9 protein-coding genes and 1 pseudogene are annotated in these 10,037 nt (G+C 40.9%); 7 read left to right on the top strand and 3 right to left on the bottom strand.

Going from position 1 to position 10,037, the window contains the following annotated elements; all coding sequences use genetic code 11:
- Positions 1 to 595 (top strand): annotated as a pseudogene (locus N483_RS27235) (ribonuclease E); the annotation flags it as partial.
- Positions 596 to 929: 334 nt separating this feature from the next.
- Here the strand turns inward: N483_RS27235 and N483_RS09105 are convergent.
- Entirely contained in the window at positions 930 to 2,258 is a 1,329-nt protein-coding gene (locus N483_RS09105) for a murein transglycosylase domain-containing protein (RefSeq protein ID WP_023402171.1), read from the bottom strand.
- A 44-nt stretch (positions 2,259 to 2,302) separates the two neighbouring features.
- Positions 2,303 to 2,881 (bottom strand): LPP20 family lipoprotein, encoded by a 579-nt coding sequence (locus tag N483_RS09100; protein WP_023402172.1) that lies wholly within the window; start codon positions 2,879 to 2,881, stop codon positions 2,303 to 2,305.
- Between the two features lie 205 nt (positions 2,882 to 3,086).
- Here N483_RS09100 and N483_RS09095 point away from each other — a divergent pair, with 205 nt between their 5' ends.
- From N483_RS09095 to N483_RS09085, 3 genes are read left to right on the top strand one after another with little or no spacing between them, the layout of a single operon-like run.
- Positions 3,087 to 4,793: a hypothetical protein gene (locus N483_RS09095; RefSeq protein ID WP_023402173.1), complete on the top strand. Its 1,707-nt coding sequence runs from the start codon at positions 3,087 to 3,089 to the stop codon at positions 4,791 to 4,793.
- Between the two features lie 12 nt (positions 4,794 to 4,805).
- Positions 4,806 to 5,420, top strand: a complete 615-nt coding sequence (locus tag N483_RS09090; protein ID WP_023402174.1) for a penicillin-binding protein activator LpoB — start codon at positions 4,806 to 4,808, stop codon at positions 5,418 to 5,420.
- Positions 5,410 to 6,405: an LPP20 family lipoprotein gene (locus N483_RS09085; protein ID WP_023402175.1), complete on the top strand. Its 996-nt coding sequence runs from the start codon at positions 5,410 to 5,412 to the stop codon at positions 6,403 to 6,405. The genes N483_RS09090 and N483_RS09085 overlap by 11 nt, the downstream gene beginning before the upstream one ends.
- Positions 6,406 to 6,456: 51 nt before the next feature.
- Here N483_RS09085 and yejK read toward each other — a convergent pair whose 3' ends face one another.
- The gene (yejK, locus tag N483_RS09080) at positions 6,457 to 7,467 is read right to left on the bottom strand and encodes a nucleoid-associated protein YejK (RefSeq protein ID WP_023402176.1); all 1,011 of its coding nucleotides are present in this window, start codon (positions 7,465 to 7,467) and stop codon (positions 6,457 to 6,459) included.
- Positions 7,468 to 7,533: 66 nt separating this feature from the next.
- On the opposite strand from yejK, the gene N483_RS09075 reads away from it, so the two are divergent.
- From N483_RS09075 to N483_RS09065, 3 genes are all read left to right on the top strand, one after another.
- Positions 7,534 to 7,746, top strand: coding sequence for a DUF1414 domain-containing protein (locus N483_RS09075; protein WP_023402177.1), 213 nt, complete (start codon positions 7,534 to 7,536; stop codon positions 7,744 to 7,746).
- A gap of 4 nt (positions 7,747 to 7,750) precedes the next feature.
- Entirely contained in the window at positions 7,751 to 9,247 is a 1,497-nt protein-coding gene (locus tag N483_RS09070) for a DUF3413 domain-containing protein (protein ID WP_023402178.1), read from the top strand.
- A gap of 94 nt (positions 9,248 to 9,341) precedes the next feature.
- Positions 9,342 to 9,815, top strand: a complete 474-nt coding sequence (locus tag N483_RS09065; protein ID WP_023402179.1) for a hypothetical protein — start codon at positions 9,342 to 9,344, stop codon at positions 9,813 to 9,815.
- The last annotated feature ends 222 nt before the right edge of the window (positions 9,816 to 10,037 follow it).

The raw sequence follows: 10,037 nt of genomic DNA, 5'->3' as shown, positions 1-10,037 counted from the left end.
AGCACCTGTTGCTGAACAAGCACCTGTTGCTGAACAAGCACCTGTTGCTGAACAAGCACCTGTTGCTGAACAAGCACCTGTTGCTGAACCTGCGCCAGTTGCTGAACAAGCGCCTGTTGCTGAACAAGCACCTGTAGCTGAACCAGCGCCAGTTTCTGAACCAGCTCCTGTTGCTGCACCTGTTGCTGAACCTGCACCTGTTGCTGAACCAGCGCCTGTTGCTGAACCAGCGCCTGTTGCTGAACCTGCACCTGTGGCTGAACCTGCACCTGTTGCTGAACCTGCACCTGTTGCTGAACCTGCGCCTGTAGCTGAACCAGCGCCTGTTGCTGAACCTGCACCTGTTGTTGAACAAGCACCTATGAAAGCACCTGTAGCTAAGCCAACAAAGTCAAGCCGTGTACGCTATACCAATACATCAGCATCACCAATGACAAAAGCCAGCTCTGCAGAAGAAGTGTCTGATGCTGTTGTTCCTAGTGCCATGCCAAATGAATTGAGAGCGGCTATCCAATCTAGTGGATTGGGCGTAGGTTCAAAATCACCAACAGCTAGGGCAAGTGCTAAAATGGCCTCACCACAGCCAGTTGAATAACTGATCTAACCTGGCAATCGCCACAAAAAAACCAGTCATGATTGACTGGTTTTTTTTGCCTGAAATATAACGGCATGATGTTTCCCTGACCATATACTAGGCTGTTGGCTGCATTCACTAATTAGATCAAGGCTGAACACGATATAAATTTAGCCGCAATTCATTAGTATTCTTATCGCTGTCTACTACCTCAACAAACAACCCGTTATGATTGATTGTTACTCATCTACGGTATAAATGTGATTAGCGTATTAGTTTTTACGGTGTGAGAAATCATTGCAAGTTAAGGTGGGGATGAAATTGAGTCGCAAAATCTATGCGACTCTTAGATTTGCTAGATATAAAGCTTTTCTGCCGTTAAAACTTTTTTCAGATAGTGCTTTGTCTCATCATACGGTAAGCCTGTCTGTAACGCTTCGAGAACGCGCTGTGGAGACATAGAATTAATGATCTTTGCAGCATCTCGAATATTCCTAGAGTTATCTGAATTGAAAACTCTAGCAACATTGCCTGCTCCCGTATTGTACGCGGCGATCATGCAGTATTTCCTGCTTAACGGGTCTTTTATGTAACTTAAATATCTGTCGTTTAACAGGTGAAGATAAGCTGTACCCGCTTCAATATTGTTATTCACGACATACAAATATGGAGCACTCATCGGTTCGTCAATTTTAAACAAAAACCGATTCACATCGACCCCGGCACTTGTCGGTACAACTTGCATTAAGCCATAAGCCGGGATATGTGATTTGGCAAGAGGATTGAAGTGACTCTCGGTATGCATCACTGCTAACACCAAACTCGCATCCACTTCAAAGCGTTCACTGTGCTTGGCAATATTGTCAGTGTAAGATGAGGCTCTTTTTTTGGCTAAACTTCCTTGTGGAAGCTTAATGGTAACCTTAGTCACCTTTTCATCATTTTGACCAGCTATCTGTCTGACGGACTGCGCCAAGTTTTGAATTCGTTTAACTTCTAATTGCTCTAATTTCGCTTTATCTTCCGCAAGCTTATCTGATATTTCTGAGGTGCTCGATTGCGGCAACGCTAGCTTTTCATCAGCCTTCTTCTCAAGCAATTGCTTTTGTTCAACTGTCTGCTGTTTTATCTTGGCTTTCGCATCAATTATGGCACTTACTTTTAAGTTTCTATCAATTTCATAGTCTTGATAAGTGGCCTCTTCTAGAGAAGACTGCTCTCCGCTAAAAAAGCTCTGTATAAGTGCATTTTCCGATTGCCTAAAGCGTTCAAACTCACGCTTTACTTCTGCTTTTGACGGTGCGCCTTCTCCTTCATGACGAATACTTAATACAATCTCATTGCGTTCAAAATCGACTTCAAGTCGTGCACGGTTGTCATCGGAATAGGAAACATACTCACTTTGTGACGCAATTTTCGCCTCACCCCACTCTTTGATCAATGTATCTCTAAACGCATCATATTCAGCTAAGTGCTGTTCAACAAATTGTTCGTATTCACCTAAGTGCTGAGCTTTAAATTGTTCAAACTCAGATTGTTCTGAGGTTGTTTCAGGACCTGACTGCTTCTTGCTATCATAGTCCTGCATCTCTTTTGACAATTCACCAAAAAGTGTTGCTGTACTTGCAAAAGCAGTACTTACTACAAACTGAGAAGCGATTGTCAATGCTAGTACTTTCTTCACTTTAAAATCCTTACAAGCCAAAAACGCGCCGTGGGCGCGTTTTATTAGTTGGTCAATCTAGCAATTTCTTTTTCTAAATCTTTTTCTGCTTTATATGCTTTGAACTCTTGATACAAGAACTTTTCGTCTTGAGGATTGATCTCTTTTTTGCTCTCTTTAATTACATCTTTAAATAAAGAATGAGTTAGCTGCGGTGATAAAACGACAAGTGAACAGTAATAGTCTTTGCCACCTATTTCTACAACATCCGCCTTGTTTACACGTGAGCCGTTGAGCGTTTGTTTAGTTAATTGCTTTGAAACTGAACTAAATGTCGAACCTACAGTCGTATCATCATTCGCATCTGTACGATTTGCAAATGTCTTATCTAGACCTTCAATTCGAGTTTCGATTTGTTGTGCTAACGCTAAGCGAGCATTCGCCACTGAATGTTTTTGGTCAATTGAAATATTACCAGAGAATTTAACACAATCAGCAGCAGCGATACCATTTTCAATAGTTGGGTTTAATACCCAATCTGGGATGTTCACTTTTGACTGAGAAGCAGACTTATCTTGTGTTGAGCTACAACCTGCCAAGATCCCTGTAACAAGCACAGTAGTAAGTAGCGATTTAAGTTTCATGGTATTTTCCTTCGTAAGATTAATTGCCTAAAGCGATGATTTAAATTTAACAAAAGGCTGGGCTAATTACAGTAATAAATTGTAAGAACGATTTTTTACAACTTTGTTCTTTAAAAAATCTAAAAAAATCTTAAACTTGCTGACAATATAACTGAATTAATTGGTATAGTCACTGTCATGTTTTTTACAAGTCATGGATGTCAACGTGCAAGTTAATACTTATTTCAAGTCGCACTTTTCTTTCTTAACAGTAGTTTATGTACTTCTGCTAAGTGGATGCCAAAGTACACCAGCAAACAAAAGCGCTATTCTTCTCGCTCAGCAAGGGGAGTATGAATCGGCGAAGCAAGCTATTCGTACAGATTATTCACCTGTAGGTAAAAGTAAATTGTTACATTACCTAGAGCTTGGCATGCTTAATCACTTACAAGGCAACTATCAACGCAGCAACGAGCTGTTAAATGAAGCGCAGCAAATCATAGAACAACAGTACACAATCAGCGTATCTGAGAGAGCCTTGGCACTTGTGAGTGGTCCCACTTATACAACATATGCTGGTAAAATTTATCATCGACCGCTGATCAACTTTTACAAAGCACTCAATTACAATGCACTTGCCAATCAATCTGAGATTGACCGGCAAACCTATTTGGATTCTGCACTCGTTGAAATGCGACAACTCGATACTTATTTAAGTGGACTGAAAGATAAAACCGGTGGGTATGATGAACAAGATGAGCCATCTGGTTTGGATAGCCTCACTGAGCAAATTAACAACATCACAAGGCCATTGTTCGCACCAAACGATTTACTCAAAGATATTGAATATAAAGATGACGCATTTGCCCATTATGTCAGTGGTATTTTGTTTGAACGCAGTCAAGAGCTAGACTCTGCAAGAATACAATATCAAAGAGCAATACATGCATTTGAAGGAGGATTTGCCAAACAATATGCTATTAGCGACAGTATCGTTCTACAAATCAAACGCGATTTACTGCGCGTTATGGTGCAAGCTGGCGGCTATGACAATGAAGTTTCAGCATTGCGAAAAGCGCTAAAAATAACCAAAAGCACGCAATCTCAACCGGTATTAAACATATTTCAAAATATCGGAATTGGCCCTCAAAGAAAGCAGTTTAACTTGCTTTTACGCGCGGATAAGGAAGCAAAGGCCCTAGTCATGACGCCTATACTGTGGGGCACACGTCACGAACAACAAGCGCAAATGCGATGGTTTCAAATGCTCTATGCCGATACCAGCTTGTTTGATTTAATGCAAAACTATGCAACTGGCGACATTGGTGATGTCGCTATGGGCGCCCTAACCAAACGAATTCCTCTCGGGCCAATTTGGGAGGATGCTGTGGATATAGGTCTAATCAGTGCGTTGGAGTACGGCAGCCGAATTTCTGTTACTTACCTAGAGCCGCTGAAACAACAAATTAAACGCTCAGAAGTGTGGGTTAATAATAAAAAAATTGCCGACTTAAATAAAATTTACTCCGTAAGCCTATTGACGCTGCAAGATGCACTGAATAATGCGAACTCTGAAATTCAAATTGCGCTTGCAAGAGAACTGGTCAAAGCACTCACTGCCCAAAAAGCGATTTCAGCAACAGGATTAAACTCTCAGTTTTCCGGCTTTGCTAAATTTGCCACATCTGTTGTCAATGCGGTCACTGCGTCAGCTGATTTAAGGCAATGGCAATCTTTGCCGGCACAAGTTAATTACGTGCAACTGCCAATTTCAAAGGGCAAGCACGTGATCACTTTAAAAACACATTTAACATCTGGGCAGGTGATCGAACAGTCAGAAACGATCCAAGTCTTGGATGAAATAACGCTTTGGCATACCCGTACCTTTTTAGAGCAAACGCGTGTAGCCACACCAGAATCAACTTTTTTATAATGGAAAATTGTTATGAAATGTAATAAAACCTTACTAAAACTCACTCCGCTTTTCGTGGCTTGCACACTTGCTGTTTCTGGTTGTTCATCAACCAAAGTACAGAGAGTAGATGCAAATCAAGAGGTTGCATTATCTGACAAATGGAATGCAAAGGACTCTCAATTAGTTGCTGAAGCCATGATAAACGATATGCTGAGCTTCCCATGGGTTAACGATCACTTACAAAGAGAAGGATCTAAACCTGCTATTATCATCCAATCGGTACGCAATAAATCACACCAACACATCGCTGTTGATACTTTTTTAAATGATCTAAAACGGTCAATATTGCGTAGCGGCCAGGCTGACTTTGTCGCCAATAAAGACGTTCGACGTGATATACGTGAAGAACGTAAAGATCAAGAACTTAACTCTAGTCTAGAAACTCAAAATGAGATGGGACAAGAGTACGGCGCTGACTACGCCCTTTCAGGGACTATCAACTCATTTGTTGACGAGCAAGGTGGCGATCGCGTGACCTTCTATCAAGTTGACTTACGATTGATAGACATGACTACAAACCGTGAGGTATGGAATGGACAAAAGAAAATTCAAAAGTTGCAGGAGCGTTCGCGTTTTGGCTTCTAAACCCCTCGTAGCGACACTGTTTAGTGTCGCTCTGATTGCTGGTTGTCAAAGTAACTCGGCAACACAAGTAAAGGAAAATACAACGCCGCAGTGGATATCTGTGACACCAACTTCAAGTTACATGATATATGGCGTAGGCAATGCTCAGAATACAGGTGATATGCAACAAGCTAAACTTGCTGCGCAGGAGTCTGCACGGTTAGCGCTTGCCAAGCAATTAAATGTCACGATTTCTGCAAACACTACGATTAAGCAGCAAGCTGACGAAAAATCGATGACTTTTCATATCGATGAATATATTCAGTCAAAAGTGCCCAACATACAGCTACAAGGCGTCAAGATTGAAGATGAATATATCAGCGTAGATAATAGAACGGTCTATGCACTAGCTGCATTTAACCGTACCGAAGCGGTCATGCAAACTGAGCTGTCGATTCGTGCGATTGACGATGAGATTAGCCACTTTCAAATTGCCCGCACTCAGAGCAAGAGCCTTGCACTAAAAAGCGCCGTTGCCTTAAAACAGCTCGGAGTTAAACGTGACAAATATAATAACTACTTGCAAATGCTCCAAGCTGCACACGTAGCCAAGTCCAGCGCAGTACGTGCAAAACTGAAAGCAGCAGACGCTTTACTAAACAACATCAGCTTTAGTATAAGTGCCGATAGTCAAAAGCATCAAAAAGTCAGAGACATGCTTGCTCAAGCCCTTTCAAGCCAAGGTATCAAGGTCATTGATCAGAACGCCGACTTTGCTTTGAAATTTAGGGTCGATTGGCAGGATATGAAAAAGTCTGGTACGTATTACAGTCTAGCTGAGAGCTATTTAGTAATAACTGAGCAAGGCGAGGAAAAAGCACACTTCAACGCCAAAGTAAAAGCAGCCTCAAGTTTTAAAGACACCGCAAAAAGTAACGCGATGGGCAAACTGGCAGACAAGTTAGGACAACAATTGGCAGAGTTTGTTGTCACCGGAAAGTCTTGAGTTCATAGATTATGCCCGCCACAAATTAAAAAAAGGCCCTTAGGCCTTTTTTTAATTTTCTTGTGAATACTTTTCTAACTGATCTTTTAAATTTGGCGGCACGCCTTTAATTGTCAGCGTATCGTTAACTGGATCATAAATCACTCGCTCGCCTAGGTGTTTTCGCTCAAAACCGACGCTAACACCGCCGCCCATGCCTGAAAACTTCACCATGGCGGTCACGGTTTTTTTATCAAGCGGGAACGATTCCTCTAATTCATATCCTTGCTCTTTGTAGAAGTCTTCAAATTGCACATCTGATGATTTTGACAGAGTATCTGATAAGCCTTCAATATCAGCATCTTCACCACTGTTGATACAATCATTACAATAGTCAAATACTTCCTTTCTGATCACATCTTTTTCTGACTTTTCAAACTGCTGTTCAGACAAATAATCTTCTACGGCATGCAACATAGTTTGAGATTGCTGCTTTGGATCTACCCCTTCAGCACACCCTAAGAAATCCAAGAAAAAGTCAGCAACCTTACGACCTGCACGCCCTTTAATAAAGGAGATATAACGGTTTTCGTCCGCCTGAGTATCCCATGCCGTTAGGTCGATTCGAGCTGCCAATTGCATACGAGAAATATCCAAATGCCTCGAACTGGCCAAATCTAATTCAGACGTGATCGAATAATGTTCTTTTATACTAATTTGCGCAATTAGCATATAATCACAACCGACGTATTGATAATGACAAAAAACTAAATAGCCCGTTTCGTGAAACGCATATTTATTCAGCTCTTCTTTTAAAACCTCTGTTGCCTGCTGCGTCAGGTGCCAAAAAGCAAGCTCATTATTACGATAACTCTGCATGGCAGACGCAACTGTGCTATTTTTGTCTCCATCAAACGCACAGAAACCTTTACCTGGCTTTCCATTATAAGCGTGGTGCAACTGTTCAATAAAAACATTGACCCGATCATTAATGATCATTTCATCTTCGCGTAAATGGATTTGCGTTTCTTCGTCTTGCTTGTCTACATAATGTACAACAAGCTTTTTCACCTCAATGCTCATCTTTGTTTTTAACGCCTCTGGTGTTAGAATATGAAGAATTGTAACTTTATTAATTTGAACCAACCGATGCCAATTCAGTCTAAATATTCCAATGAACAAGTAGAACAAATTGTTGATAGTTTAATCAATGTACTCCAAGAGCACAAAGCACCTGTCGACTTAAGTTTAATGTGTTTAGGAAATTCTATCACGCACATTCTAAAAGAGCATGTGCCAGAGAGTAAAAGACAAGATGTCGCTGACAATTTTGCTAAGGCGCTTACTCAATCGGTAAAATAACGGAATGAATTTAACACCACACAGTCCTTTTTCTTCAAAAGCGAGTCAACTGCTAAGTTGGGGACACTGGTTTACCTTTGCCAATATTGGGCTGGTGCTTGTTATAGCACTGGCTTACTTGGCAGCAGACGCAGCACCAAGCAGTATGATTGGCTGGGTATACATGTTTGTAACTTGGATCAGCCACACCAGCTTCATAACATTTTGCGCTTTTGTCTTAACCGTTTTTCCTCTTAGTTTGATATTCCCCTACCCTCGCCATATACGAGGGATGGCCGCTATCATTGCAACATTCGGCATATCAGTGCTGTGTCTTGATGCGTTTGTGTACTATCAACATGGTTATCACCTTAGCGTTCAATCATTGCCAGAGATCATTTCTCTTTTGATTGGCATGATCAATGGACTCTCCGTACTTACAACTGCGATAATCCTTATCTGTTTTATTGCCATATTAAGTTTTGAGCTAATTGTTGGGAATCATGCTTGGCGCCATTTGGACAAGCTGAAATCGTATCGATTTCCAAAATATGCAACTGCATTCCTAGTAACCTGCTTTGCAACTAGCCATTTGATGCACGTTTGGGCAGACGCAAATAACTATTTTGATATTACAAAACAGGACAATGTATTACCGCTGTCATACCCAACCACAGCTAAAACTCTGCTTGCAAGACATGAGTTATTGGATTTAAACGAATATCAACAAGCGAGAACGGTTCGTTTAGAAAACGCCACCACTCACTTTCAGATTCCTAGCAGCTTGCCACACTGCGAGTTCAACGCTGCGCCTGTTGATATCATTGTACTCAATAGCTCATTGACGTCTGATAAACAGCAAACACTCAACGGCGATTTTCTAACTCACTCACAAGTATTGGTGCCCACAAATACGAGCGACCACTACTTTAATTTGGTCTACGGTTTACCAGCGTATTATCGAAACACCATAACAGAAAACCACCTGCCACCTATTTGGAATACGCAAAATGCACTTGCCGTCGCCCAAGGTAACCCTTTTAAGTACCTTGATGCACATTCCGAGGACACTAAAATTAATTTTCACTTTACTTCCGAAGTACCGGAACTTAAAGACGGCAGCTCGTATATCATTGTTGAGCACCCTGTCGGTAGCGATATTGTGACACAAACGGCACTGCATACTAATTTGCCTTATTTCGCAAATCAGAAAGGTCTGATGCAAGGTACCGATATTTTAGTAACTTTGCTGGATAAACACTTTAATTGTGGCAAACTAGCAGCGCAGACTATGATAGGAAATGTTTCGGGCAATAATGAAGTAAACCAAGGTGTAAACTACTCTCAAGGTGTTTTAATTACTTATAAAAAAGACCGAATAATATTGGTTAACCACGATGGCAGACACAAACAGATTTCTGCCAAAGAAGGGTTTCATATCGAGCAAAAAATGGATATTCCTTTTCTTGTTCACAGTATTAAATCACTCAAAAAGTTTACAGCAAAAGCGCCTAATCCTTAATTAGGTGCTTTTGCTACTCTTCAACTTGATTCTTTCCTGCAATTATTATTTTCGTCTATAGTTAGGGTATATGTGATAACAGGGAAACGTCGCTATGAAATTAACTTTTTTGCTGTGTTTATTCTTTTTTGCCAATATCGGTGATGCCAAAACCACGGTAACTTACTACAAGTGCATGACAGATAAAAGCACAGTATTTAGCCAACACCCCTGTTCTAACAACGCACAACAATACACTCTCACACACTCAGATCCGCAGGCTACGGTTCCTTCAGAGCAGCATTTTAAAACACTGAATGAATTAGAGCGAAAGCAGATTATTCGTAATTTAAAACATGCATTACGCGCTAAAAAACAACACGCAGCAGTACTGGGGCGCAAACGCGATGAAGCTGCCAGAGAGCAGCAGCGCAGAGTCACGCGATTGATGGACGATGAACGCCGCAAAGCCACCGTAAAAGATGTTAAAAAGCAGCTAAAATCGATAAATAAAGACTATTTGCAGAAAGTAAAAGTGCTAAATAAGGAAATTGCTCAAATTGAAAAAAAACTAAAAAGACTTGAGTAACCTTTACCCGAGCGCCAGCCACCCATCGTTTAAAGTTTCCAAAACCGCGTAAGCACTATCCACACCTTTCGTGAAGTTGGTATGACACCCCCTTTCAGATTTGCCAAATGACAATGTTCCAAGCTAAAGTATATAAATTATTAAAGCGAATATGCTTGATAATTTAGCTTTACATCCTGCATAGATACACCTAATAAAAATTAATAACAGGATGTTTTATAC

Origin of the sequence: Pseudoalteromonas luteoviolacea NCIMB 1944, from assembly GCF_001625565.1 — a bacterium.
GTDB lineage: Bacteria > Pseudomonadota > Gammaproteobacteria > Enterobacterales > Alteromonadaceae > Pseudoalteromonas > Pseudoalteromonas luteoviolacea_F.
Note: the sequence above shows the minus strand (reverse complement) of the source record. Positions and strands in the feature narration are given on the sequence as shown.